This window comes from Bradyrhizobium genosp. A, from assembly GCF_049949275.1.
Lineage (GTDB): Bacteria > Pseudomonadota > Alphaproteobacteria > Rhizobiales > Xanthobacteraceae > Bradyrhizobium.
The window spans coordinates 17,538-40,809 of sequence record NZ_CP188196.1 but is presented as its reverse complement, the minus strand read 5'-3'; the positions used below and the strand labels follow the sequence as shown (position 1 = coordinate 40,809).

Annotated in this window: 21 protein-coding genes; 4 read left to right on the top strand and 17 right to left on the bottom strand. The window is 64.7% G+C overall.

Features of this window, described 5'->3' with window-relative positions; genetic code table 11:
* Nucleotides 1-207 precede the first annotated feature (207 nt).
* The 13 genes from lnt to murJ form a co-directional block, all read right to left on the bottom strand.
* A complete protein-coding gene (gene lnt, locus ACP2YP_RS00170; RefSeq protein ID WP_426421655.1) occupies nt 208-1,821 on the bottom strand; it encodes an apolipoprotein N-acyltransferase in 1,614 nt (537 codons plus the stop codon).
* Entirely contained in the window at nt 1,818-2,936 is a 1,119-nt protein-coding gene (locus tag ACP2YP_RS00165; RefSeq protein ID WP_426421654.1) for a hemolysin family protein, read from the bottom strand. The genes lnt and ACP2YP_RS00165 overlap by 4 nt, the downstream gene beginning before the upstream one ends.
* A gap of 1 nt (nt 2,937) precedes the next feature.
* Nucleotides 2,938-3,447: an rRNA maturation RNase YbeY gene (gene ybeY / locus ACP2YP_RS00160; RefSeq protein WP_426421653.1), complete on the bottom strand. Its 510-nt coding sequence runs from the start codon at nt 3,445-3,447 to the stop codon at nt 2,938-2,940.
* A 60-nt stretch (nt 3,448-3,507) separates the two neighbouring features.
* On the bottom strand, nt 3,508-4,506 hold the full coding sequence (locus tag ACP2YP_RS00155) for a PhoH family protein (RefSeq protein WP_426421652.1): 999 nt from the start codon (nt 4,504-4,506) through the stop codon (nt 3,508-3,510).
* A 64-nt stretch (nt 4,507-4,570) separates the two neighbouring features.
* The gene (miaB, locus tag ACP2YP_RS00150) at nt 4,571-5,968 is read right to left on the bottom strand and encodes a tRNA (N6-isopentenyl adenosine(37)-C2)-methylthiotransferase MiaB (protein WP_426421651.1); all 1,398 of its coding nucleotides are present in this window, start codon (nt 5,966-5,968) and stop codon (nt 4,571-4,573) included.
* Between the two features lie 139 nt (nt 5,969-6,107).
* On the bottom strand, nt 6,108-6,788 hold the full coding sequence (locus ACP2YP_RS00145; RefSeq protein WP_426421650.1) for an HAD family hydrolase: 681 nt from the start codon (nt 6,786-6,788) through the stop codon (nt 6,108-6,110).
* On the bottom strand, nt 6,788-7,243 hold the full coding sequence (locus ACP2YP_RS00140) for a Fur family transcriptional regulator (protein WP_057746941.1): 456 nt from the start codon (nt 7,241-7,243) through the stop codon (nt 6,788-6,790). The genes ACP2YP_RS00145 and ACP2YP_RS00140 overlap by 1 nt, the downstream gene beginning before the upstream one ends.
* 37 nt (nt 7,244-7,280) lie before the next feature.
* Nucleotides 7,281-7,766, bottom strand: coding sequence for a ribosomal protein S18-alanine N-acetyltransferase (rimI, locus tag ACP2YP_RS00135; RefSeq protein WP_426421649.1), 486 nt, complete (start codon nt 7,764-7,766; stop codon nt 7,281-7,283).
* Nucleotides 7,763-8,458, bottom strand: a complete 696-nt coding sequence (gene tsaB, locus ACP2YP_RS00130; protein WP_426421648.1) for a tRNA (adenosine(37)-N6)-threonylcarbamoyltransferase complex dimerization subunit type 1 TsaB — start codon at nt 8,456-8,458, stop codon at nt 7,763-7,765. Before tsaB ends, rimI begins: the two co-directional genes overlap by 4 nt.
* Before the next feature lie 201 nt (nt 8,459-8,659).
* Entirely contained in the window at nt 8,660-9,229 is a 570-nt protein-coding gene (locus ACP2YP_RS00125) for a NifU family protein (protein WP_426421647.1), read from the bottom strand.
* 154 nt (nt 9,230-9,383) lie between these two features.
* Nucleotides 9,384-9,878, bottom strand: a complete 495-nt coding sequence (locus tag ACP2YP_RS00120; protein WP_426421646.1) for a universal stress protein — start codon at nt 9,876-9,878, stop codon at nt 9,384-9,386.
* Between the two features lie 94 nt (nt 9,879-9,972).
* Nucleotides 9,973-11,025, bottom strand: a complete 1,053-nt coding sequence (gene trpS / locus ACP2YP_RS00115; protein ID WP_426421645.1) for a tryptophan--tRNA ligase — start codon at nt 11,023-11,025, stop codon at nt 9,973-9,975.
* Between the two features lie 69 nt (nt 11,026-11,094).
* The gene (gene murJ / locus ACP2YP_RS00110) at nt 11,095-12,627 is read right to left on the bottom strand and encodes a murein biosynthesis integral membrane protein MurJ (protein WP_426421644.1); all 1,533 of its coding nucleotides are present in this window, start codon (nt 12,625-12,627) and stop codon (nt 11,095-11,097) included.
* Between the two features lie 124 nt (nt 12,628-12,751).
* On the opposite strand from murJ, the gene ACP2YP_RS00105 reads away from it, so the two are divergent.
* Complete coding sequence (locus tag ACP2YP_RS00105; protein WP_426421643.1) at nt 12,752-13,753, top strand: adenosine kinase; 1,002 nt, start codon at nt 12,752-12,754, stop codon at nt 13,751-13,753.
* 127 nt (nt 13,754-13,880) lie between these two features.
* Here ACP2YP_RS00105 and ACP2YP_RS00100 read toward each other — a convergent pair whose 3' ends face one another.
* Nucleotides 13,881-15,074, bottom strand: coding sequence for a serine hydrolase domain-containing protein (locus ACP2YP_RS00100; RefSeq protein ID WP_426421642.1), 1,194 nt, complete (start codon nt 15,072-15,074; stop codon nt 13,881-13,883).
* 340 nt (nt 15,075-15,414) lie between these two features.
* Between ACP2YP_RS00100 and ACP2YP_RS00095 the strand changes: the two genes are divergently transcribed.
* Together ACP2YP_RS00095 and ACP2YP_RS00090 are read left to right on the top strand one after the other, a co-directional pair.
* Nucleotides 15,415-15,735 carry a hypothetical protein gene (locus tag ACP2YP_RS00095; protein WP_426421641.1) on the top strand — a complete coding sequence of 107 codons (321 nt, stop codon included), beginning with the start codon at nt 15,415-15,417 and terminating at the stop codon, nt 15,733-15,735.
* Nucleotides 15,736-15,926: 191 nt separating this feature from the next.
* Nucleotides 15,927-17,420, top strand: coding sequence for an NAD-dependent succinate-semialdehyde dehydrogenase (locus ACP2YP_RS00090; protein ID WP_426421640.1), 1,494 nt, complete (start codon nt 15,927-15,929; stop codon nt 17,418-17,420).
* A 112-nt stretch (nt 17,421-17,532) separates the two neighbouring features.
* Here the strand turns inward: ACP2YP_RS00090 and ACP2YP_RS00085 are convergent, their stop codons facing one another.
* The 3 genes from ACP2YP_RS00085 to ACP2YP_RS00075 all read right to left on the bottom strand — a co-directional run bounded on the left by ACP2YP_RS00085 (nt 17,533) and on the right by ACP2YP_RS00075 (nt 22,004).
* Nucleotides 17,533-19,749: an SLC26A/SulP transporter family protein gene (locus ACP2YP_RS00085; protein WP_426426436.1), complete on the bottom strand. Its 2,217-nt coding sequence runs from the start codon at nt 19,747-19,749 to the stop codon at nt 17,533-17,535.
* 359 nt (nt 19,750-20,108) lie between these two features.
* Nucleotides 20,109-21,023: a phosphoribosylaminoimidazolesuccinocarboxamide synthase gene (locus ACP2YP_RS00080; protein WP_426421639.1), complete on the bottom strand. Its 915-nt coding sequence runs from the start codon at nt 21,021-21,023 to the stop codon at nt 20,109-20,111.
* Between the two features lie 63 nt (nt 21,024-21,086).
* A complete protein-coding gene (locus ACP2YP_RS00075; RefSeq protein ID WP_426421638.1) occupies nt 21,087-22,004 on the bottom strand; it encodes a pirin family protein in 918 nt (305 codons plus the stop codon).
* A 182-nt stretch (nt 22,005-22,186) separates the two neighbouring features.
* Here ACP2YP_RS00075 and ACP2YP_RS00070 point away from each other — a divergent pair, with 182 nt between their 5' ends.
* A complete protein-coding gene (locus ACP2YP_RS00070; protein WP_426421637.1) occupies nt 22,187-23,251 on the top strand; it encodes a helix-turn-helix domain-containing protein in 1,065 nt (354 codons plus the stop codon).
* Nucleotides 23,252-23,272 lie beyond the last annotated feature (21 nt).

Genomic DNA, 23,272 nt, shown 5'->3' with positions numbered 1-23,272 from the left:
TCGGCGCAATAGAAAGTATTGCCTCCGGTGACAGCGACGTCAAAACTTCACCCTGATTGGGGAAACATTGCGGAGAAATTTAGCAATGCACCGCTGTCTTGTGCAGCCGGAGCAGAATGGGGAGCCCGCGTGCAGTCTGTCAACCGTGGGACTACGGTTGTCAAAGGTTTCCGGCGGCCTCGCCGGAAACCGCTAGCAACGGCGCGATCAGGGGTGCCGTTTGGCAGCACGTCGTCGCACCGCCAAAATCACAGCCAGCGCGACGAGCATGGCTGCGGGGATGTCGCCGACTCTCGCATAGATGGTGGGCGGGATTGCGGTGGGCAGGCTTGCATCCAAAATGCCTTCGATTCCGAGACCGAGGCTGGCCACCGTGCGTCCCACCGGATCGATCACCGCCGAGATGCCGGTGTTGGCGGAGCGGACCAGCGGCAGTCCGAGCTCGATCGCGCGCATCCGCGCCTGCTCCAGATGCTGGTACGGACCGGTCGAGATGCCGAACCAGCCGTCATTGGTGAGGTTCACCATCCATCCCGGGCGCTCATCGCGCGTCCCGACTTCGCCGGGGAAGATCGCCTCGTAGCAGATCAGCGGCAGCGCAGGCGGTGCCGCCGGTATCGGCAGCACGTGGCGCACCGTGCCGGGAATGAAGCCGCCTCGCATCCGCGTCAGTTGTTCGAAGCCCAGCTTCTCCATCAAATTCTGGTAGGGAAGAAATTCGCCGAACGGGACGAGGTGCAGCTTGTCGTAGACCGCGAGCACGCTGCCGTCGTGATCGATCACGTAGATCGAATTGTAGGCCCGCGTGATCGGCGTGCCCGGCGGCAGATCGGGCGCGCGGACGGATCCGGTGATCAGCACCGTGCCCTTGGGCAGCAGGTCGGCGATTTGCGCCATCGCGTCGGCTTCGCGGGTCAGGAAGAACGGAAAGGCGGATTCCGGCCAGATCAAAATTGTGGCGGCGCTCACGCCGGTCGATTGCGGTCCGGAGGCGCGGTCCGACAGCGCGAGATATTTCTTCATCACCTCCGCCTTGGCGGAGTAGTTGAATTTTTGGTCCTGCTGGAGGTTCGGCTGCATCAGGCGCAGCTTGGCGCCCGCAACCATCGTGGTCGGATGCAGCGCCAGGCGGATGGCGCCGAAGATGCCCATGACGACCAGCAGCGCAACGGCTCCGGCCGGCACGCGCCATGCCAGGCTGCGGTCGCGCGTGCGGTCGATCAGCACCGCAGGCGCCGCGAAGGTCGCAACCGTGAGGAACGTCATGCCCCACTGGCCGATCAGCGAGGCCGTCTGCGCCAGTGCGAGCGGCTCCGACAGCGCATAGCCGAAGGCGTTCCAGGGAAAGCCGGTCAGCACGTGCCCGCGCAACCACTCGCTGACCGTGAGGCTCGCGGCGAGCGCGAGAATGCGGGTGGCATCCTTGGTCCAGAGCAGGCGGGCCAGCGCGAAACCGATCGCGGTGAAAATGGAGAGATAGGCCGGCAGGCCCAGCACGGCGAACGGCGTCAGCCAGGCGAACACATCCGCGTCGACGAAGAAGGCGATGCCGATCCAGTAGAGGCCGGGGACGAAATAGCCGAGCCCGAACCAGTAGCCGGTCAGCGCCGCGGCGGGGACGCCGCCATATCGTCCGGCGCCGGCGCCGTCGATCAGCCAGACCATCACGGGGAAGGTGATGAAAAGCACCGGCCAGGCATTGAACGGCGCCAGTGCCAGCACCGACAGCGCACCGCACGCCATCGCGAGCAGCGCGCGCTTCCATCCCCAGGTCAGGATGATGCCAAGCGCAATTTGCCGAAGCCGCTGGAACGCGCTCACTGCGGGCCGGTCCCGTCGGCAGGCGGCGGGGTCGGCGTGTCGCCGGCCGGCGGCTGGCCGCTTTCGGGTGCAGTCTCGCGGCGGCGGCTCTCGCGCTGGGTACGCGGCGCCGGGCGCTCCTTCCGCGTCGAGATCCGCAGCCGCTTGACGCGGCGCGGATCGGCATCGAGCACCTCGACCTCGTAATTGCCGGGGCCCGAGATCACCTCGCCGCGCACCGGCAGGCGCCCGACGAAGCTGACGAGATAGCCGCCCAGCGTCTCCACTTCCTCGCCGGCCTCGCCGGTGACGAAATCCTCGCCGATCACGGTGCGGACGTCGTCGAGGCTGGCGCGCGCATCGGCGATGAAAGCGTTGTCGGGCAGGCGCACGATCGACGGCGGCTCGTCGCTGTCATGCTCGTCGTCGATCTCGCCGACGATCTGCTCGACGATATCCTCGAGCGAAACCAGCCCGTCGCTGCCGCCATATTCGTCGACGACCAGCGCCAGGTGAATGCGCGTGGCCTGCATCTGCGCAAGCAGGTCGATCGCCCGCATCGACGGCGGCACATAGAGCAGCTTACGGATGATGCGCGCGTCCTGCAGCGGCAGCGCGAGGTCGACGGTGCGCAAATCGAGCCCGGCCGGCAGCGGCTTCTTGCGCTTGGTCTTGGTGGCCTCCGACACACGCGCACGCGCGGTCATGAAGGCGAGCAGGTCGCGGATGTGGACGATGCCGACGGGATCGTCGAGCGTCTCGTTATAGACCACGAGGCGCGAATGGCCGGCGCTCTCGAACCGGTCCATCAATTCGCCGAGCGGGATGTCGCGCTTCACCGCGATGATGTCGGCACGATGCACCATGACATCGGCAATGCGGCGCTCATGCAGGCCGAGGATGTTGCGCAGCATGGTGCGCTCGACCGCGGAGAAGCCGGTGTCGTCGGGCGTCGTCGCATTGAGCACGACCTGGAGATCGTCGCGCACCGATCCCGCCTTCCAGCCGAACAGCGTGCGGATGGCGCGCAGCAGCCAGCCGTCCGCCGTCGGGCGCATGACCTCACCGGGCGTGACCACGGCCGGCAGATTGGCCGTGTTACGCGGATTGTCGTGAATAGGCTCCGAATCCGGCATCTCAGTGCGTCCCCGCGCGGTCTGCATAGGGATCGGGGATGCCGAGGTGAGCCAGGATCTCGGTTTCGAGCGCTTCCATCTCTTCCGCGTCGTTGTCGTTCTCGTGATCGTAGCCGATCAAATGCAGGAAACCATGCACGGCGAGATGGCTCAAATGATGATCGAACGGCTTGTGTTCCTCGTCCGCCTCGCGCCGCATTGTCTCGTAGGCGATCGCGATGTCGCCGAGCATGCGCGGCGCATCGCCCGGCTTCCATTCGCCCTCCGGCTGGAGCGCGGGAAACGACAGCACGTTGGTCGGTTTGTCCATGCCGCGCCAGTTGCTGTTCAGCGTGCGGATGCCGGCATCATCGGTCAGCATGACGGCCACTTCTGCGTCCGCGACATCCTCGTCGACAGATTCGGCGGCGGCCGCAACGGCGCGCTGGATCACGGTTTCGGCGTCAGGCTCGCTCTGCCAGCAATCGGCGACGACGAGAACCTCGGTCATGGGAAGGTTGGGATGTGACATGGCTTTGTTCGGAACGATAAGGCGCTGGATCCGCGCCCGTGTGGTCCCGCTGTTGTCTCGTCAGGATTTGTTGCCGGCGGGCGGCCGCTGCGGCGACCCTTCATAGGCGGCGACGATTCTTGCCACGAGCTCGTGGCGGATCACGTCCTCGGCTTTGAATTGAACTTGCGCAATGCCTTCGACGCCGCTCAGCAATTTGGTCGCTTCCGCAAGCCCCGAGGTCTGGCCGTTCGGCAAATCGATCTGCGAGGGATCGCCGGTGACGATCATGCGGCTGTTCTCGCCGAGACGGGTCAGAAACATCTTCATCTGCATCGATGTCGTGTTCTGCGCCTCGTCCAGGATAATCGCGGCGTTGGTCAGCGTGCGGCCGCGCATGAAGGCGAGCGGCGCGATCTCGATCTCGCCGGTCTGCAGCGCGCGTTCGACGATGCGTGCGTCCATCAGATCGTAGAGCGCGTCGTAGATCGGGCGCAGATACGGATCGACCTTCTCGCGGAGGTCGCCGGGCAGGAAGCCGAGCCGCTCGCCGGCTTCGACTGCCGGGCGTGACAGGATGATCTTGTCGACCTCCTTGCGCTCGAACAATTGCGCGGCATGCGCGACCGCGAGCCAGGTCTTGCCGGTGCCGGCGGGGCCGATGCCGAACACGAGCTCATGGCGCTTCAGCGCCCGGATGTAAGAGTCTTGCGCGGCCGTGCGCGCGCGCACCGGGCGCTTGCGCAGGTTGATGCTGTCGAAGGCCGACTTCGCCGATTTGGCATCGAACTCGAACAGGGATCCTTGCGCGATCACCGCGCGGATCGCGCCTTCGACCTCGCCCTGGTCGACATCCTGCCCCTTCACGGCGTGGGCGTAGAGCGTCTCCAGCACGCGGCGCGCCGCGTCGCAGCCGTCGCGGGTGCCGCCGATGGTGATGTGGTTGCCCTTGGAGTCCACCACGACGCCGAGCCGCCGCTCGATCTGCGCCAGGTTCTGGCCGTAGGGGCCGACCAGCGCGGATGCGGCGCGGTTGTCGTCGAAGTCGATGACGACCTGGGTCTCGGGCGGAACTTGCATATCGCGGTCAAATTTGCGGCTGGGAGCGATAGAAGACGAATCCGATGCGCTTTTTGGCAAGGGTTCAGGCTCCAGTGGCGATGGATGATAAAGCGGGCCCGCGCGCAATTCGTGGCGCGGCGAGCTCGCCGAGGAAGCTGTAGCGCTCGAGGCTGTCGATTCTGACAGGCAGGATTTGTCCGATGATGTCGGGCGAGGCCATCACATGTGCAGGCTGAAGGAAGGCGGTGCGGCCGACGATCTGGCCGTCCTTGCGCGCCGGACGTTCGAACAGCACGTCGACCGTTGAGCCAATCGCAGCCTTGTTGAAGGCCGATTGCTGGCTGTCGATCAGTTCCTGGAGCCGCTCCAATCGCTGGTCCATCTCGGCGGGGGACACCGTCTCCTGCATATCCGCGGCCGGCGTTCCCGGCCGGGCGGAGTATTTGAACGAATATGCGGCAGCGTAGCCGATTTGCGTGACAAGCGCGAGTGTGGCGAGAAAATCTTGCTCGCTTTCCCCGGGGAAGCCGACGATAAAATCTGATGAAAAAGCAATGTCTTGCCGCGCGGACCGGAAACGGTCGATGACATCGAGATAATCATCGGCGGTATGTTTCCGGTTCATGGCGGCCAGGATTCGGTCCGAACCCGACTGCACCGGCAGGTGCACGAACGGCATCAGCGAATCGAGATCGCGATGGGCTGCGATCAAACTGTCATCGACGTCGCGGGGATGGCTGGTCGAATAGCGCAGCCGCGCGATGCCGGGAATCCCGGCCAGTCGCTCCAGCAATTGGCCGAGCCCCCAGCTTTTTCCGTCCGGCCCGTCGCCGTGATAGGCGTTGACGTTCTGCCCGATCAGCGTGAGCTCGCGCACGCCATTGTCGGCAAGCCGCTTCACGTCGTCGATGATCTTGGCGACGGGGCGCGAGACTTCCGCGCCGCGCGTGTAGGGTACCACGCAGAAGGTGCAGAACTTGTCGCAGCCTTCCTGCACAGTGACGAAAGCGGAAATGCCGCGCGCGCGGATCGCGTCGGGCTTGGGCTGGGCCAGGAAGCCGAACTTGTCCGCGGCGGGAAATTCGGTCTCGATCGCGCGGCCTTCATTGCCGGCGCGCTTCAACAGCTCGGGCAGATGATGATAGCTCTGCGGGCCCACCACGACGTCGACCGTGGGGGCGCGACGCACGATCTCCTCGCCTTCGGCCTGCGCGACGCAGCCTGCCACCGCAATCTGCATGGCGCGGCCCTCGCGTGCGGCCTCGTCCTTGGCGACGCGCAGGCGGCCGAGCTCGGAATAGACCTTTTCGGAGGCCTTCTCGCGGATGTGGCAGGTGTTGAGGATGACGAGGTCGGCGTCCTCGGCGTCGGCCGTCTCCACGAATCCTTCCGGAGCCAGCGTGTCCACCATGCGCTGGGCATCGTAGACGTTCATCTGACAGCCATATGATTTAATGTGCAGCTTGCGCGGCGGCTTCATGGAACCCGGAATTGAGGTGGAGGACGGCCCTCAGATATAGGCTGGGGGGCCGAAAATCCAGCGATTGGAGGCACCAAACGGCTATTCCGGGACGCGACGCAGTCGCGAGACGCGGAATCGAGGGGTTTGGACGCCAGATTCAGCCCGCCAGGGCGTCCGCTGCGACCAGCCGGACCAGCTCAGGTAATTGATGCATGTCCGAGAAGGTCAGGTCGGAACCGGCCTGGCGCAGGATTTCGGCATGGCCGGCCCCGCAATGGCTGCCACCGTAAAAGCCGAACACGTTCATCCGGGCCGCCCGCGCGCCGGCGATGCCGGCAAGGCTGTCCTCGATCACGACACAGCGCTCGGGCGGGACGCCCATTTGCTTCGCAGCAAACAGGAACAGGTCCGGCGCGGGCTTGCCGTTTGTTACCTGCGAGGACGAGAAGATGTTCGGCGCGAGGCGTTCATAGAGGTCCGTGCTTCCGAGACTCACCCGCATGCGCGGATGCGAACCGCTCGAGGCGACGCAGACACGTTGCGTCACGACGTCGAGCACGTCGTGGATGCCGCGGATCGCTTCGAGGTCGGCTTCGAATGCGCGAAACAGCTCGTCCTGGAGATCGCCGTGATAGGCCTCGGGCAGCTTGCGGCCGAGCTCGGTTTCGATCTCGAAATTGGCCTGTTTTGTCGAGCGGCCAAGGAAGCGCTCGGACACCTGCTCCGATGTGATCGGATAGCCGTGCCGGGTCAGCACGTCAGCATGCGCGCGACAGGAGATCACCTCGCTGTCCACGAGCACGCCGTCGCAATCGAAGATGATGAGGTCGATGGACACTAAGACGTCGGCTTGTCGTCGTCGAGCGGGACGCAATAGAGCTCGAGCCGGTGGTCGACCAGCTTGTAGCCGAGCTTGCGGGCGATCTCTGCCTGGAGCTTCTCGATCTCTTCGGAGGTGAACTCGATCACCTTGCCGTCGCGCAGATTGATGAGGTGGTCGTGATGGCTGTCGCGCATCGTCTCATAGCGCGCGCGGCCCTCGCGGAAATCGTGGCGTTCGATGATGCCGGCATCCTCGAACAGTTTTACGGTGCGATAGACGGTCGAGATCGAGATCTTGTCGTCGACCGCGACACAGCGCCGGTACAATTCCTCGACGTCGGGGTGATCGACTGCTTCGGCAAGCACGCGGGCAATGACGCGGCGCTGCTCGGTCATGCGCATGCCGGTGGCGGCACAGCGGGCTTCGATGCCGGTCGCCTTGGATGCGGAAGAAGGTTTAAGTCCAGTCATATTGTGTCCGCCTGACGGGCGCTTTCTGCCATCAATATTACGACAAGTCACGCCGCATCAGAAGTGCGTTCAATTGTTCCCCGTTGGCCTGCTTATAGTAGCGTTCGCGGCGCCCGGCCACCACGAATCCGCCTCTCTCATAGAGCCGTCGCGCCGGTTGGTTGTTCTCCTCGACCTCCAGAAATATCGTGCGCACGCCACGCCCTGCGAGGTGACCGAGATGGGTCATCAGCAGCGTGCGGGAGAGACCGCGACCGCGGTGAGACCGGTCGACCGCGACCGAGAGGATTTCGGCTTCGTCCGCGCCGATCCGCGATACCGCAAAGCCGATCGTCTTGCGACCGAGCCGCAAGCGGTGGACGAGCGTGTTGCGCTCGCTGAGCATGGTCTCGAATTCGCTTTCGTCCCAACCGTGCGCGAAGGAGGCGCCGTGGAGCTGGGCCAGCCGCGCCGCGTCGCGCGACGACGCTGGCTCGACGGACGCGGTGCCGCCGCGCCACCATTCCGAAAACCATCGCATCATGACGTTGCGGCTTGAGCTGCGAGCAGCGGCTGCGCCGCCGGCTTTGCATCGGGCGCCTTCAGATAGAACGGCCGCGCCGGATTGGTGTCGGGATTTGCCGCGGCGCCGAGCCAGGCGACCCAGCTGATGTCGGGCGCGGGCTGCGCGTCGACCGAAACAGGTTGCGGCGCATCCTTCGGCCAGCGCTCGGCGAGAATTTTCGCGGCATTGCCGACCAGATGCGGCGCGCCGAATTGCGAGGCCGCGATCGCCGCGTCGATGGCAACGATGGCCGGCCGCACCAGCAAACTGCCGTCGCCGGCGACGATCTGGAAATAGACGTGGTCGTGCCGCGCATCGATCGCCGAGATCACCGGCGCCGGTCCGCTCTGGCCGACGATGGCGGCCGCATAGGCCGACAAGGTCGTCAGTCCGACGGCCGGCCGCTTGGCCGCGAGCGCAAGACCGCGGGCCGCCGAAATGCCGACGCGCAAGCCGGTGAAGCTGCCGGGGCCGACCGTGACCGCGATGCGGTCGAGCGCCGTGAAAGCGAGATCGGCCGACTGCATCACGCGCGCGATCATCGGCATCAGCGCCTCGGCATGGCCGCGCTTCATGAGCAGTTGCTCCTGCGCGAGGAGCTCACCGGCGTCGGTGTCGAGCACGGCAGCCGCGCACGCTTCCAGTGCAGTATCGATGGCCAGGATCAACATGAAAAAGCGAATGGCGAGTGGCGAATAGCAAACAGTCTAGCCGATCGGAATGCCATTCGCCATTCGCTACCCGCCATTCGCTGCCCCCTGCTATCGCTGCCCTTCGTAGGGTGGGCAAAGCGAAGCGTGCCCACCACCGCTATTCGGCTTGGATGGTGGGCACGGCGCAAGAGCGCCTTTGCCCACCCTACGGCACCTGGCCTACATCGGCCGGACTTCGACCACGTCCGGCACGAAGTGCTTGAGCAGGTTCTGGATGCCGTGCTGGAGCGTGGCGGTCGATGACGGGCAGCCGGAGCAGGCGCCCTTCATGTTGAGATAGACGATACCGTCCTTGAAACCGCGGAAGGTGATGTCGCCGCCGTCATTGGCGACCGCCGGCCGCACACGCGTCTCGATCAGGTCCTTGATCATATCGACCGTCTCGGCATCGGCTTCGTCGAAGAACTCGTCTTCGTCATCAAGATCGGCATCGGCTGGCGCCGCGCCATCGGCAAGCAGCGGCGCGCCGGACATGTAGTGCTCCATGATGGCACCTAAGATCGCGGGCTTGAGCTGCTGCCATTCACCGTTCGCCTTGGTCACGGTGATGAAATCCGATCCATAGAACACGCCGGTGACGCCGGGCACCTCGAACAGCTTTTCCGCGAGCGGGGAACGCAGAGCGGATTCGCGGCTCGAAAATTCCATCGGACTGCCGTCGACGACGACGCGGCCAGGAATGAATTTCAGCGTGGCGGGATTGGGGGTGGCTTCGGTTTGAATGAACATGGTTTTCTCCAGACGTCGCCGGTTCAAGGCCGGTGCGTGCTCCATCCAGTAGCAGATGGCGACGGGGAACGCACCGTCAAGAGGACGTCGAGTATTAGTCTAAGATTTTCAGTGGCTTGGGCTTCGCTTACCCTCCAGGGAGGGTCGGTGGGAGCTACGACAGCGAATCCACGCTTCCGTCGCTCAGCGCGCCGGAAATGATCGTCACCGGCACCGGGAACGTGCCGAGCGCATGCGTGAGCAGCGCCACCCACGGTCCGGGCCCTTCCGCGCCCGGGTTGGCGGCGAGCACGAGCATGGCGATATCAGGATCCTCGTCGATCACGGCGCGCAGTTGTTCCATCGCGGCGCCCTCGCGGATGACCCGCTCCGGCGTGATCGCGGCGATGCCGTTGGCGCGGCCGGCGGCGCGGTCGAGCGCGGCTTCCGCCGCTTCATGCGCCTCGGCGCGCATGATGTCGGCGACACCCAGCCATTGCTGATTCTGGTCCTCGATTTCGATGATGCGCAGCATCACCACGCCGCCGCCGGCGCGGATCGCCCAGCGGCTGGCGTAGTAGACCGCGCGATCCCATTCGGCGGTGTCGTCAACGATGACAAGACATTTGGGCTTGTGACCCGGCTCGAAGCAAAGTCGCTTGCTGGTCATGCCTATCCCGGAATGTGCACGGCCGGCATGTTGCCACACCCGCTCGCGCTTGGGGAGGGGCGAAGCGGCCGGCGCCGTGGCGCAGGCCCAGACTTCAGCGCCGGCGGATGAAGCCGACGATGTCCTTGGAGAGGTTCATGGTCTCCTCGGCGAGGGCACGGGCCCGATCGGAGCCATCGTTCAGGATGGTGTCGATATGGCCGGGGTCGGCGACCAGGCGCTTCATTTCGCCGGCGATCGGCGCGAGCTTGGTGACGCACAGCTCCGCCAGCGCGTTCTTGAAGCTGGAGAACTGGCCGCCGCCGAACTCGCCGAGCACGCTGGCCTTGGAGCGGCCGGAGAGCGCGGCGAAAATGCCGACGAGATTGTCGGCCTCGGGACGCGCTTCCAGGCCCTTCTCTTCGCTCGGCAAAGGCTCCGGATCGGTCTTCGCCTTGCGGATCTTCTGCGCGATGGTGTCGGCGTCGTCGGTCAGATTGATGCGCGAATTGTCCGACGCATCCGACTTCGACATCTTCTTGGTGCCGTCGCGCAAGCTCATCACGCGCGTCGCCGGACCCGTGATCAAGGGTTCCGGCAACGGGAAGAACAGGCCGTCATTGGTGCCGTGGCTGCGGATCGAGTCGCCGAAATCGTTGTTGAACTTCTGCGCGATGTCGCGCGAGAGCTCGAGATGCTGCTTCTGGTCCTCGCCGACCGGAACGTGGGTGGCGCGGTAAAGCAGAATGTCGGCGGCCATCAGCACGGGATAGTCGAACAGCCCGACCGAGGCGTTCTCGCGGTCCTTGCCGGCCTTCTCCTTGAACTGGGTCATGCGGCCGAGCCAGCCCATGCGCGCGACGCAGTTGAAGATCCAGGCGAGCTCGGAGTGGCCGGAGACCTGGCTCTGGTTGAACACGATGTGCTTCTTGGGATCGATGCCGCTGGCGATGAATGCCGCGGTCACCTCGCGGGTGTTGCGCGCGAGCTCGGCCGGGCCGCCCCAGACGTCCACGCCTTGCGTGATCGCGTGCATGTCGACGACGCAATAGATGCAGTTGTGGGTTTCCTGCATCTTCACGAAGTTGACGATCGCGCCGAGGTAGTTGCCGAGGTGCAGATTGCCCGTCGGCTGGACGCCCGAAAAAACCCGTTCAACGAATGGCATGGCGAGTGTTCCCAAAGGTATTCGGGCCGTCGTTTCCAACAGCGGCGCTGCCCCGTCAAGGGTAATTCGCTAGGCGGGCCGCTTCAGGGCGTTAACCGCCTCGCGCAACGCGACGACGCCGAGAACCTGCAGGAGCAGGCCATAGACGGCGATCCCTGCCCCGATCTGCAGGCCCAGCACAATGAAGCGGATGAGGCCGAGGGCCTCCACCGGCATCAGCCCCGTCGTCAGCCAGAGCAGGGCGCCCATGGCGGCGGCCGCAAGCACGATCCGCGGCAGCCGCTTGCGGGCGGCGGCGTCGACCGAGAAGCCGAATTCACTGGTGCCCCTGCGAAGTAACGAGACGGCGCTGCTCCAGGCGCCGGCGGCGATGCTCGCGGCGATCCCGCTTGCACCGAAGAAGTGTCCTAGCAGCACGGCGAGCAAGACCGCGACCGCAAAACCTTTGGCGGTCGCGAGCAACGGCGTCATCGTGTCGCTGCGGGCAAAGAAGGCCGGCGACAGCGCCTTGATCAGCACATGCGCGGGCAGGCCGAGCGCCAGCCACCTCAGTGCATGCGCGGTGGCCGCGCTGTCCTCAGCACCAAAGGCGCCGTGCTCGAACAACAGCCGCACGATCGGCTCAGCCAGTACGGCAAGGCCGAGCGTCGCGGGCAGCGCGAGCCCGGTCGCAAGCTCCAGCGCACGCGATTCCGCATGGGCCACCGCGTCGCGGTTACAGCTGGCCACGGCGCGCGTCAGCTCCGGCACCAGCACCGTGCCCATGGCGACGCCGACAATGCCGAGCGGCAGCTCGATCAGGCGGTTGGCGAAATAGAGCCAGGACACCGCGGACGGCGTCGCCGAGGCAATGATCGCGCCGGCCACCATCAGCCATTGCGGCCCGGAGCTTGCGATCATGCCGGGGATCGCCTTGGCGAAGAAGCCGCGCATCTCCTTGTCGAAACTTGCGCGCAACGGTGTTGCGAGATGCGCGCTTCGCTGCGACAGCAGCATCAGGAGCTGCAGCAGGCCGGCAATGCCGACCGTCGCCGCCAGCATCCACGCGGCGAGGGACGCATCGGCATGCCACAGCAGCAGCGCGGCGATTGTCAAAATCAGCGCGATATTGAACAGCAGCGGCGAGAACGCTGTGAGCGCAAATCGTCCCTGCGCATTCAGTAGTCCCATCAGCACCGTGACCGGGCCGGCAAAGGCGAGATAAGGCAGCATCAGCCGCGCGTTCTGCACGGCGAGATCGAGCGTATTGCTGCCGACGAAGCCCGGTGTGATGATCATGATGATCAGCGGCATTGCGATGGCAATGCCGATCGAGATCACGATCAGGGCCGCGCTGACTGTGCCGAGTACGCGTCCCGCAAACGCGGAGGCGGCCTCTTCGCCATCGCGGTCACGGACGCGCAGCCAGGCCGGGATCAGCGCCGCATTCAGCGCTCCTTCGCTGAGCAGGCGCCGCACCACATTGACAAGCTGGAAGGCGGCCAGAAACGCATCCGCCACGGCGCCGGTGCCGAGCAGCGCCGCGATCAGGGAATCGCGGACAAAGCCCAGCAGCCGCGAGGCCAGTGTTCCCGTCGAGACGGTCAGGAAGGAGCGGATCATCGGTTGTTATAATACCGTTGCTTGCCCGTAGCGGCCCGGTCGTGATAGGCCGCGAGCCAGATTTCAGGCCGACAGGAAGCGGATTTCCTCAGGGTTCGCAATCCGACAAACAGGATCAAGGTGAATGGCTGACGTGAAATATGACGTTCTCGGCATCGGCAACGCGCTGTTCGATGTGCTGGTCCGGACCGATGAGGCTTTTCTCGCCAAGCACGGCATGACCAAGGGCAGCATGTCCCTGATCGACGAGGCCCGCGCCGCCGCGATCTATGCCGACATGGGCCCGGCGACGGAAGTCTCGGGCGGCTCGGCCGCCAACACCATCGTCGGCATCGGCAACCTGGGCGCGCGCGCCGCTTATGTCGGCAAGGTCAAGGACGACCAGATCGGCAAGCTCTACGTCCACGACATCCGCGCCGCCGGTGTCGCCTTCAACACGCCGCCTGCGAAGGACGGCCCGGCCACCGGCTGCTCCTACATCCTGGTCACAGGCGACGGCGAGCGCACCATGAACACCTATCTCGGCGCCGCGCAGGATCTGTCGCCCGGCGACATCGATCCGGCCGAGATCGCGGCCGCAAAAATCGTCTATCTCGAAGGCTATCTCTGGGATCCGCCGGGCGCCAAGGAAGCCTTCCTCAGGGCTTCCAAGATTGCTCACGAGGCCGGCCGCAAGGTAGCGCTGACGCTGTCGGATTCCTTCTGCGTCGGCCGCTACCGCGACGAATTTCTGGGACTGATGCGCAACGGCACCGCCGACATCGTGTTCGCCAACGAGTCCGAGCTGCACTCGCTGTACGAGACCTCTGACTTCGACACCGCACTCAAGCAGCTGCGCAACGACGTCAAGCTCGGCGTGGTCACCCGCAGCGAGAAGGGCTGCGTGGCGGTGACACCGACTGACGCGGTCTCCGCTCCAGCCTCGCCGATCACGCAGCTGGTCGACACCACCGGCGCCGGCGATCTGTTCGCGGCCGGCTTCCTGTACGGCCTCTCGCGCGATCTGTCGCACAAGCAGTGCGGCGAGCTCGGTGCGCTCGCGGCCGCCGAAGTGATCCAGCACATCGGCGCGCGCCCGCAAGTGTCGCTGAAGGAATTGGCGCAACAGCGCGGGTTGACGGTTTAGGGCGCACTCTCTCCCCGTTGGCTCCATCCTGGCTGCGGATCCAAAGTGAGATGGGGGAAGCCGTGCCGAACTGGATTCCCCGCTTTGGCGGGGAATGACAGTTTTCGTGTGGTGATAGCGTGCTAGCTCACGCCGCCTTCTGCCCGCTTCCTGCATCGAGCCCGGCATAGACGCCGCGCTCGAAGCCCGCGAACGCCTGCAGGCACTTGGCGTCGACGAACGGCAACACCTGCATCAGGATGACGCCGGCAACATCGCGTGCCGGGTCGATCCAGAAATAGGTGTTGGCAAGACCGGCCCAGGCGAGGCTGCCGGGGCTGCGGCCTTCCGGCGTCTTGGCGGTGTTGATCAGGAAGGAGAGTCCCCACTTCTTCACGATGTCGGGGAAGAGATCGACGTCGTTGGTGTACATGGGTGCCACCGTTGTCATCTTGCCGATGGTGAGATCGCCGATGTGGTTCTGGCCCATCAGCGCGACCGTCTCGGGCTTCAGCACCTGGTTGCCGTTGCCCCGGCCCTTGTTGAGGATCATCTGGGTGAACTTGATGTAGTCGCCGGCCGTGCCGTAAAGGCCGCCGCCGCCCATGTGAAATTCCGGGTTCTGTTCGATCTCGAACGGGATCGGTGCCAGCGATCCATCCTCGCAGCGTGCATGCGTCGCGACCAGCCGCTGGCGCATGTCGTCGGTGATCTTGAAGGCGGTGTCGTTCATGCCGAGCGGAGCGAACATGTGATCGCGCAGATAGGCATCGAGGCGCTTGCCGCTCGCCGCTTCCACCGCCTTGCCGACGAAGTCGATGTTGATGCCATATTCCCAGCGCGTGCCGGGGTCGGACATGATCGGCGTCTTCAGCGCGACGTTCTGACAGGAGAAAATGTTCGGGGTTCCGGTCTTCTCCAGATATTGCGCGCAATCGCCGTTCCATACGTTGTAGGCAAAACCGGCAGTGTGGGTCATGAGGTGGCGCAGCGTGATCGCGCCCTTCGCCGGTCGCAATTTTGGTTCGCCCTTGGCGTCAAAGCCTTCCAGCACCTGCGGCTCGGCGAGATCGGGCAGCAGCGATCCGATCGGCGCATCGAGCGAAAGCTTGCCTTGCTCGACCAGCTGCATCGCGCCGGCACTCGTCACCGCCTTCGTCATCGAGGCGATCCAGAACACGCTGTCGATAGTCATCGCGTCGGGCTTCGACAGATCGCGCTTGCCGAACGCGCCCTGATACAGCACCTCGTTACCGCTTGCGGCGATCGCAACGACGCCGGGAATCTCCTTGGCGTCGCTTGTCTTGCGCAGAGTCTCGTCGATCTGAGCTTTGCTTTGCATACGCGTTTCCTCCGGTTTGATTATTGTTGGAAGCGATTGGATTGTCCTCCCGCATCCGCTGCGCGGCAAGCGTGGCCCTGCACATCTTTCGGTCGCGATGTCGTGATTTGACGGTCCCGGCCCGGCGCGGGACTGCTGATCAGCAACACGTCTTCACAATCTGCGGTGGATGGCCGCGCTTCGCCGTGACCATGGATGGGCTCAGGCGATATGTTTCGAGTGTTTGAAGCACTTGAAACATTTTGTGCGTTGCGGCGTTCAGCTTCCGGCTCGATCGGCGGCTGACGTTAAGACTTGATGCAAATTTGGCGGCCGCCCACTGGCCGCGAGGGGACCCAAGATGATTTCGACCTGGAGCGAATGGAAGCGCTATCCCCGTCCCGGACGGGGCGACAATCTGGAAGCGCCGATCTCGCCCGGCATTTACGAGGTCCGCATCGCCGGCACCGGCGCACTTTATTCCTTCGGCGCAGTCGACAATCTGGCGCAAGCGCTGGCGCAGCTGCCGGTCGGCTCGAAATCCTGGTTCGGCCGCCGCGATGCCTCCGACGCGCCCGATCTTGAATACCGGACCTGCGCGACGTCCTCGAAGGCCGATGCCAAGGCGGCCGCCGAGCGTATGATCGGCCGGCGTGAAACCTATCTGAGCGGCGCGGCGTAACCCCTCCAGTCTTCACTTCATCAGCTTCTGCTTCCGCATTCACAGGTGTCACACCTCTCCCCGCTGGGGAGAGGTGAAGAACTGGTCGCTCCCAATTTAACTCCCAGCAGATGTGCGTTGCGGGACGGTGCATTGCGCGCTTGATGTCCCTATATTCCGGGCGAACCTGAAAGCCCCCAGGGAGTAACGCCATGACCCCGACCGCCGCCGCACGCGCCCAGCACGCCACCGCCACCCTGCGTGACCGGTTGAAGGACCCTTCGCTCCTGAAGGAGGCCTGCTACATCGACGGCGCCTGGGTTGGCACGCCGGTCTTTGCCGTGAACAATCCCGCGACCGGTGTCGAGATCGCAAAAGTCCCGCAGCTCGGTGCCGACGACACCACCAAGGCAGTCGAAGCCGCCCAGCACGCGTTTCCGGCGTGGGCCAAGCACACTGCCAAGCAGCGCTCCAACATTCTGCGCAAATGGTTCGAGCTGATCACCGCCAACCGCGAGGATCTCGCGCTGATCCTCACCTCCGAGCAGGGCAAGCCGCTGTCGGAAGCGCTCGGCGAGGTCGACATCGGCGCCGCCTATATCGAGTTCTTCGCCGAGGAAGCCCGCCGCGTCTATGGCGAGACCATCCCGACGCAGCGGCCCGATGCGCGGCTGCTCGCGATCAAGCAGCCGATCGGCGTCTGCGGCGCGATCACGCCGTGGAATTTTCCGAACTCGATGATCACGCGCAAGGTCTCGCCGGCGCTGGCCGCGGGCTGCACCGTGGTGCTGAAGCCCGCCAACGAGACGCCGCTGTCGGCGCTGGCACTGGCCGTGCTCGCCGAGAAGGCCGGCATCCCCAAGGGCGTGCTCAACATCATCACCGGTGATGCGCCGCCGATCGGCAAGGTGCTGTGCGAGCATCCGGCCGTGCGCTTCGTCGGCTTCACCGGTTCGACCGCGGTCGGCAAGATTCTCTACCAGCAGGCTTCCGTCGGCGTGAAGCGGCTCGGTCTCGAGCTTGGCGGCAATGCGCCGTTCGTGGTGTTCGACGACGCCGACATCGATGCGGCGGTTGAAGGTGCGATCGTCTCGAAATACCGTAATATGGGCCAGACCTGCGTCTGCGCCAACCGCCTCTACGCCCAGGACAAGATCTACGACGAGTTCGTGAAGAAGCTGACGGCGAAGGTCGCGGCGATGAAGATCGGCGACGGCACGGAAGCCGGCGTCACCCAGGGCCCGCTGATCAACATGAAGGCGGTCGACAAGGTCGAGCGCCACATCGCGGACGCCGTCCAGCGCGGCGCCAAGGTCGTGACCGGCGGCAAGCGCAGCGAGCTCGGCCGTTCCTTCTTCGAGCCGACCGTGCTGGCCGACGTCAAGCCGGACTCGCTGGTGTCGCAGGAGGAGACTTTTGGCCCGCTCGCGGCGGTGATCCGCTTCAAGGACGAGGCCGACGTGATCGCGATGTGCAACGCCTCGCCGTTCGGTCTCGCCTCGTACTTCTACTCCCGCGATCTCGGCCGCGTCTGGCGCGTCGCCGAAGCGCTGGAGTCCGGCATGGTCGGCGTCAACACCGGCCTGATCACGACGGAAGTCGCGCCCTTCGGCGGCGTCAAGGAAAGCGGCTTGGGGCGCGAAGGCTCGCGTCACGGCATGGAAGAATATGTCGAGATCAAATACGTGATGATGGCGGGGGTGTGAGGGCTAGCTGTCCCCACGGCGTCATGGCCGGGCTTGACCCGGCCATCCACGTGTTGCCCCGCCGCACAAAGAACGTGGATGCCAGGGACAAGCCCGGGCACGACGACGTTAATCATCGCCTCAGCACCGCGATCGTCCGGTTCGCAAACGTCAGCCGCTCCGCCATGACCGACACGAAATAGGTCAGCAGCTTGTGGCTGAGTGCGGGGTCTTCTTCCCTGATCGCGTCGAACTGATGCGTGTTCAGCACATAGAGCACGCTGTCGATCTCGGCCTGGATGGTGGCGCTGCGCGGCGTCTGTGACACCAGGCCCATCTCGCCGATCGTGGTGTAACGGCCGAGGCTGCGCACGCGCGTGGTGCGGTCGTCGTCGGCGGGGATCATGATGCCGACGCGGCCGTCGAGGATGAAGTGCATGGAATCGGCGGGATCGCCGGCCTGCACGATGACCTCGCCGGCTTCGACCTCAATGCGCTGGCAGCGGTGGATCAGCTCGTCGGCGTCGTCCTCGCTGTCGAGAATGCTTGCGAACCAGTCGCGCAGGCTGGCTTCTTCCTGCGCCAGCTCCTGATGCTGCGAGATCAGCTCGTTCTCGCACCATTCCAGCGCGTGATCGAGCTCGGGAATGATGGTGACGCCTTCGCCGACGAAGTCGCCGGCGCGCAGCACCTTCTCGGCCGCCGCCGACAGATGCACCAGGATCAGCTCGACGCCGAGATCGGCCGCGCTGCGTTTGATCTGGGCGAAACTGTAGGCCGCCGAGGAATCGACGCCGGTGACGAGCTTGAAGTCGAACAGCAGATAGCGGCACTCCGGGCGCTCGTGGAGCAGTTGCTTGACGTGCTGGTAGAGCCGGTTGGCGGAGCCGAAGAACAGATAGCTCTGGAGGTTGAGGCCTTGGATCTTGCCGCCATGGGCCAGCAGCACCTCCTGGTCGTCGCGCGAGCGGTCGAGCGAGGAACGATATTCGGAGCCGTCAAAACTGTACTTGATCGATTCCACCCGTGCCGCGCTGAACGCAAAGGTCGCGCAGCCGATGATGACGCCGATCAGGATGCCCGGCACGAAACCCCAGGCCACGATGATGGCGATGATGGCGACCAGCGACAGATATTCGAGCTTCGAAAGCCGCTTGCGCGACTCGATGATCCATTTGTGCAACTGGTCGGCGCCGAGATAGAGCAAGAGCCCGCCGAGCACGAATTTCGGAATGAAGCTGAGCAGCTCGGGCGCGATCGCCAGCATCAGCAGCGACAGTGCCGAGGCGGTGAGACCGGACAGCCGTCCGCGGCCGCCGCTGGAGAAATTGAGGACCGAGCGGCTGATCGAGCTGCAGCCGGTGTAGCCGCCGAGCATGCCGGTCAGGATGTTGGCCGCGCCTGTGACGTTCAGCTCGCGCTCCAGATTGGCCTCGCGGTGCAAGGCGACCTCGATGCCGGTGGTGTTGAACAGCGTGCTCGATGCGGTGACGAATATGACTGCGACGAGATTGCCGAGCAGGTCCGGCACGGCAAACCAGGGATATTGGGCGAGCTCGTCGGTGTGCCACGGCAGCATGAACGCGGCCTGCGGCGGCGGCTGAAACGTCCAGCCCAGGCTATGGGCCTCATCGAGAGAGACGCCCGAGAGCCAGAACGCCAGATGCGCCGTGATCACGCCGCCGACCAGGATGATCGGCAGGGCGAACGGGTTCCGCGAGCGATGCCAGGTCAGGTACAGCACCAGCGCCATGGCGCAGGCGGCGCCGAGCTCCAGCAGCGTGGTGGCGTTGGCGAAGCGCGGCAGCGTCGTGAGCTGCACCGGGGTGTTGGTGATAACGCGGACTGCACCCAAGGCGATGAGAAGTCCGGTGGCGCCGAGGAAGCCGCCGACCACGGGATAGGGCACATAGCGGATGGCGCGGCCCATCCGCGTCAGGCCCAGCCCGCACAGCACGACCCCGGTAAGCACGGTCGACAGGCCGAGCGTAATCATGACCGGCGAGAGCAGCGGTGTCGACAAATTGGCCGCTTCGATGTGCTCGACCAGCGAGGCCGCCAGAATTCCCGTCACGGCCGCGGTCGAGCTGTCAGGCGCGGCAATCGCGAAGGGCAGCGAGCTGCCGAGCCCGATGCCGGCGGCAAGCACCGCAGAGCTGATGAAGGTCGCAGCGATGCCGTAGGACAGATAGGGCGAGAGCGGGCCGGTGAAGATCAGCAGAGAATAGGACAGCCCGAACGTCAGGGTGAGGATGCTCGCAGCACCTCCCCCCAACATATCGTTCAGCGCACGCTTGACGGACGGATTGACCGTGGTGACCGGATCGAAGCCAATTGCAGGATCTGTCACGCCGTGACACTCGCTCATGAAAATTCCTGTCCGCAGAGGTAGCCGACTGCGAGCCTAGCGCAACAGAATTCTTGCAAATATGAAGTATCCGACAGTTTTGCTGCGGTCGGCATGTGAACGGCCAATCATATGGTTGACGGAAAAGCCGAAATAGGCGCCGCAGCCTCTCCGTATTCCGTCGCCGTCTCTGGAATACTGGATCGCCCGGTCTTCGCCGGGCGATGACAGCTGGGCTGTGGCAAACAGCTTCCTCTCCCTCGTCATTGCGAGCGCAGCGAAGCAATCCAGACTGTCTCCGCGGAGGGGCTCTGGATTGCTTCGCTACGCTCGCAATGACGGAGCGAGGCGAAGCAGCGCGGCTAAATCTTCAGCTCTGTTCCCGTCACCCGCCGATACGCTTCCAGATACCGCTTGCTCGTCGCATCCACCACGCTTGCCGGCAGTGGCGGGGGCGGGGCGTCGCCGTTCCAGCGGCCGGCGCGGCGCTCGACGTCGAGATAGTCGCGCAGCGGCTGCTTGTCGAAACTCGCCTGCGGCTGGCCGGGCTTGTAGGCATCGACGGCCCAGAACCGCGAGCTATCAGGCGTCATGACTTCGTCGATCAGGATGATGCGGCCGTCCTTGTCGCGGCCGAACTCGAACTTGGTGTCGGCGATGATGATGCCCTGCTCGCGCGCCAGCTCTTCGCCGAGCGTGTAGATCGCACGCGTCATGCTCTCGAGCGTGGTGGCGACCTCGTCGCCAACGACCTCGCGCATCTTGGCGATGGTGATGTTCTCGTCGTGGCCGGTCTCGGCCTTGGTCGCCGGGCTGAAGATCGAAGGCTCGAGCTTCTCGCTCTCGATGAGGCCAGCCTTCAGCTTTTCGCCCGCAAGCGTGCCGGAGCCAGCATATTCCTTCCAGGCTGAGCCCGAGAGATAGCCGCGGATCACGCATTCGATCGGGAACACGGTGGTGCGGCGCGACAGCATGGCGCGGCCGAGGATCTCGGCGCGATGTGGTTTCAGCGCCGGCACGGCCGTGATGATCTCGTCGGTGTCGGCGCTGATCATGTGATGCGGCACCACGCCTTCGAGCTTGTTGAACCAGAACGCGCTGATCTGGGTCAGCACCGCGCCCTTCATCGGGATGGTCTCGGCCATCACGACGTCGAAGGCGCTGATGCGGTCGGTGGTGAGCAGCAGCAGGCGGTCGTCGTCGACGGCGTAGATATCGCGCACCTTGCCGCGCCCGATCTTGGCCAGGGGCAGGTCGCTGGAGAGCATGGCGGTCATCGGCAGAGCTTTCAGGCGAGAAATCCGGCCGCGCCAGACAGCGCGACCGGAAACCGGATTAGCCTATTCCGGCAGAGGAATGAACTCATGTTCCTGCGGAACCGCGGCGAAGCGGCCGGTTTTCCAGTCCTGCTTGGCCTGCTCGATCCGCTCCTTGCTGGAGGAGACGAAATTCCACCAGATGTGGCGTGGGCCCTCCAATGCGTCGCCGCCGAGAAACATCATCCGCGTGGCCTTGAGCGCCTTGACGGTGATGCGGTCGCCGGGGCGGAAGATCAGCAGCCGCGGACCCTCGTAACGCTCATTCGCGATCTCGACCTCGCCGTCGACGACGTAGATCGCGCGCTCCTCATGGTCGGGGTCGAGCGGCACGGTCGCGCCGGCGACCGCCGTGACCTCGGTGTAGAACCAGGGCGAGACCATTTGCACCGGCGAGGTGATGCCGAAGGCCGATCCGGCGATCACCCGCGCGGTGAAATCGCGTTCGGAGATCATCGGAAGATCGCCCGCGGCATAATGCTGGAACGAGGGATCGATCTCTTCGGAGCCAGCCGGCAGCGCGATCCAGCTTTGCAGGCCCAGCATTTTCTGGCCGGAGGCGCGCTGCGCATCGGGCGTGCGCTCGGAGTGCGCGATGCCGCGGCCCGCCGTCATCAAGTTCATCGCGCCGGGTGCGATCTCCTGCACGTTGCCTGCGCTGTCGCGATGCATGATGGACCCGTCGAACAGATAGGTGACGGTGGCAAGCCCGATATGCGGATGCGGCCGCACGTCCATGCCCTTGCCGGAGACGAACTGCACCGGGCCGAAATGATCGAAGAAGATGAACGGCCCGACCATCTGTCGCTTGCCATGCGGCAGCGCGCGCCGTACCGCGAATCCGTCACCGAGGTCGCGGGTGCGCGGCACGATGACGAGATCGAGCGCGTCGCAGGACATGGGATCGCCGAGCACGGGATCGTTGGAGGGCTGCCAGCTCATGGTGGACTCCTTCTGAATTTCTTAGGCCGATCGTAGCAGGAATTCCGATTGCCGTCGCGGCCAAGGGAGGACCCGACGTCGCGGGTGGGGCGCTGCTAACCCGGTGCGCAGACGGTCCTTGAAAAAATGTGCCTGACGAACGATGTTCGGCTGATTGCAACCGCGACCGATCGCATCGCCCGATGACATTTGCTGCAACGGAACTTGCCCTTCGTGCCGCGACCGTGGCCCTGCTGCTGATGCTGGCGGCCTCGCTGTTGCGCGACTTCCGCCATAGCGTGGCGGGACGCCTCACCATTGCGCTGGCGCTGGGGACGATCGCGCACGCCGTCACCTCGGAGATCGGCTCGACCGCGCCGGTCTCGATATGGCATGCGCCGCTGATCGCACTGTCGACCGGCGATGCCGTGGTGCTGTGGCTGTTCACGCGCGCGTTGCTCGACGATTCATTCGTGCCGCGCTGGTGGCACGCGCTGATCTGGGCGGCGGTCTCGGCCTACAGTTTTGTCAGTTGCCTGTGGATCGCGCCGGCGGTCCACGGCCGGCCGGCTATTATCGCGGTCAATCTGCTAGCGCTTTGCTTTATCGTGCTGGCGATAGCCCAGACCGTTACCTCCTGGTCGGCCGATCTGGTCGAGCGCCGGCGTAACGTGCGGGTTTTCATCGTCAGCGCAGCCTTGCTCTATGGCGGCGTCAATGTGCTGCTGCAGATATCGATATGGGGCAGGGATAACGCCGCGATCGCCAATGTCGCGAACGCGGCCGTTCTCGCCGGTCTCGTCGCCGCGATCTGCTATGCGATGATGCAGGTCAATGCCGCGGATTTGTTTCCGGCGCCCGCCGAAGCCGCGGCAAACCGTCCCGCCCCGGCCGCCGTTGCCGGAGATTCCAGCGCGGATCAGAAACTGGTCGATGCGCTGATGCGGCTGATGGCGGATGAGCGCATCTATCGCCACGACAACATCAGCATCGGCACGCTCGCTTCAAAGCTTGGAATTCCGGAATACCGGCTGCGGCGGCTGATCAACCAGCGGCTCGGCTACCGCAATTTTAATGTCTTTCTCAACAACCACCGGATCGAGGAAGCCAAAGCGGCGTTGGCCGATCCGTCGCAGGCCGAAGTTCCCGTGATCACCATCGCGATGGATGCCGGCTTCCAGTCGCTCGGCCCGTTTAACCGCGCCTTCAAGGCGGTCACTGGCGTGACGCCGACGGAATATCGGCGGCTCAAGGCTGATGCGGCCTAGATTCTCATGCCATTGAAGTCA

Coding starts and splice junctions, on each gene's coding strand:
- ACP2YP_RS00080 (WP_426421639.1), bottom strand. CDS start 21,023: ATGACCGCCATGCTCTCCAGCGACCTGCCCCTGGCCAAGATCGGGCGC.
- ACP2YP_RS00140 (WP_057746941.1), bottom strand. CDS start 7,243: ATGACTGGACTTAAACCTTCTTCCGCATCCAAGGCGACCGGCATCGAA.
- ACP2YP_RS00125 (WP_426421647.1), bottom strand. CDS start 9,229: ATGTTCATTCAAACCGAAGCCACCCCCAATCCCGCCACGCTGAAATTC.
- trpS (WP_426421645.1), bottom strand. CDS start 11,025: ATGCCATTCGTTGAACGGGTTTTTTCGGGCGTCCAGCCGACGGGCAAT.
- ACP2YP_RS00075 (WP_426421638.1), bottom strand. CDS start 22,004: ATGAGCTGGCAGCCCTCCAACGATCCCGTGCTCGGCGATCCCATGTCC.
- ACP2YP_RS00070 (WP_426421637.1), top strand. CDS start 22,187: ATGACATTTGCTGCAACGGAACTTGCCCTTCGTGCCGCGACCGTGGCC.
- ACP2YP_RS00155 (WP_426421652.1), bottom strand. CDS start 4,506: ATGCAAGTTCCGCCCGAGACCCAGGTCGTCATCGACTTCGACGACAAC.
- ACP2YP_RS00165 (WP_426421654.1), bottom strand. CDS start 2,936: ATGCCGGATTCGGAGCCTATTCACGACAATCCGCGTAACACGGCCAAT.
- murJ (WP_426421644.1), bottom strand. CDS start 12,627: ATGATCCGCTCCTTCCTGACCGTCTCGACGGGAACACTGGCCTCGCGG.
- ACP2YP_RS00100 (WP_426421642.1), bottom strand. CDS start 15,074: ATGCAAAGCAAAGCTCAGATCGACGAGACTCTGCGCAAGACAAGCGAC.
- tsaB (WP_426421648.1), bottom strand. CDS start 8,458: ATGTTGATCCTGGCCATCGATACTGCACTGGAAGCGTGCGCGGCTGCC.
- ACP2YP_RS00095 (WP_426421641.1), top strand. CDS start 15,415: ATGATTTCGACCTGGAGCGAATGGAAGCGCTATCCCCGTCCCGGACGG.
- ACP2YP_RS00105 (WP_426421643.1), top strand. CDS start 12,752: ATGGCTGACGTGAAATATGACGTTCTCGGCATCGGCAACGCGCTGTTC.
- miaB (WP_426421651.1), bottom strand. CDS start 5,968: ATGAAGCCGCCGCGCAAGCTGCACATTAAATCATATGGCTGTCAGATG.
- ACP2YP_RS00120 (WP_426421646.1), bottom strand. CDS start 9,878: ATGACCAGCAAGCGACTTTGCTTCGAGCCGGGTCACAAGCCCAAATGT.
- ACP2YP_RS00090 (WP_426421640.1), top strand. CDS start 15,927: ATGACCCCGACCGCCGCCGCACGCGCCCAGCACGCCACCGCCACCCTG.
- ybeY (WP_426421653.1), bottom strand. CDS start 3,447: ATGTCACATCCCAACCTTCCCATGACCGAGGTTCTCGTCGTCGCCGAT.
- rimI (WP_426421649.1), bottom strand. CDS start 7,766: ATGATGCGATGGTTTTCGGAATGGTGGCGCGGCGGCACCGCGTCCGTC.